At 47.7% G+C, this 772-nt stretch carries 1 protein-coding gene and 1 pseudogene; one reads left to right on the top strand and one right to left on the bottom strand.

Features of this window, described 5'->3' with window-relative positions:
- On the bottom strand, positions 1 to 478 hold a 478-nt coding region (locus IEW48_RS16795), incomplete at its 3' end, for an IS1634 family transposase N-terminal domain-related protein (protein ID WP_503826756.1).
- Between the two features lie 163 nt (positions 479 to 641).
- Between IEW48_RS16795 and IEW48_RS17825 the strand changes: the two are divergent.
- Positions 642 to 772: pseudogene (locus tag IEW48_RS17825) on the top strand (transposase); the annotation flags it as partial.

Below are 772 nucleotides of genomic sequence, written 5' to 3'. Positions count from 1 at the left end.
TCGCCACTTGGGACAGCCCGGGAATGTAGACGTCTTCCCGAACCCAATCTTCCATGGCTAATTTGCTGGAGGGGGCCAGGGCGCGATTGGCCACCATGGCAAAGATCAGCCGTTCGATATCCAGCTGATGATGGCGAGAAGCAAACAGTTGCTGAAGAATCCGATCCATCCCTGATTTGCGCCAGAGCTGATCCAGCATCCAAACACCGCCCAAACGCTTGCAGGACTGAAACAAGAAATCGGCTGCTTCTCCAATCGCTTCACGGGCTTCAAACGCTTGTTCTGGGGAAAGGAATCGCGAAATGCTCTTGGCCAGACGCTCCAGGACCGCACGGTCCAATTCATCTTCCCGACCGAAAGAATAGATCACCTTCGCTTTTGCATATTTGGCCTTCGGATCCCATTCATTGTGAGCAAGTTGGAGATAAGCAGTGACTGATCCATCTTTGTTTTTCCGAGTGACTCGACGTATGTACATGCCTATATTGTATATTATAAATAGCTAATTGTAAAGTAAAAACTTAACAAACGTGTGCCTATGAAAATCTCGCCGTTTTTCTGGATAGTCACCCGAATCTGCCGTGATTTAAAAGCATTTTGTAAATTTTGTTTGTCCAAAAAAGGTTTCAAACTGTCGAACTCGGGTAGAATCTCGTGAGAGATTGCCTCTCTTTTTTAGCTCATTGGACTTACGTCCATATGCTAAAAAGTTGAGAAGCGCTTCACCCCGGGGCGCAGCCGGTCACTGCCGCCAAGGGATTTTAAGAGCCTT

The sequence above is a fragment of the Caldalkalibacillus thermarum genome, assembly GCF_014644735.1.
GTDB lineage: Bacteria > Bacillota > Bacilli > Caldalkalibacillales > Caldalkalibacillaceae > Caldalkalibacillus > Caldalkalibacillus thermarum.
This window is presented reverse-complemented; position numbering and strand designations above follow the sequence as displayed.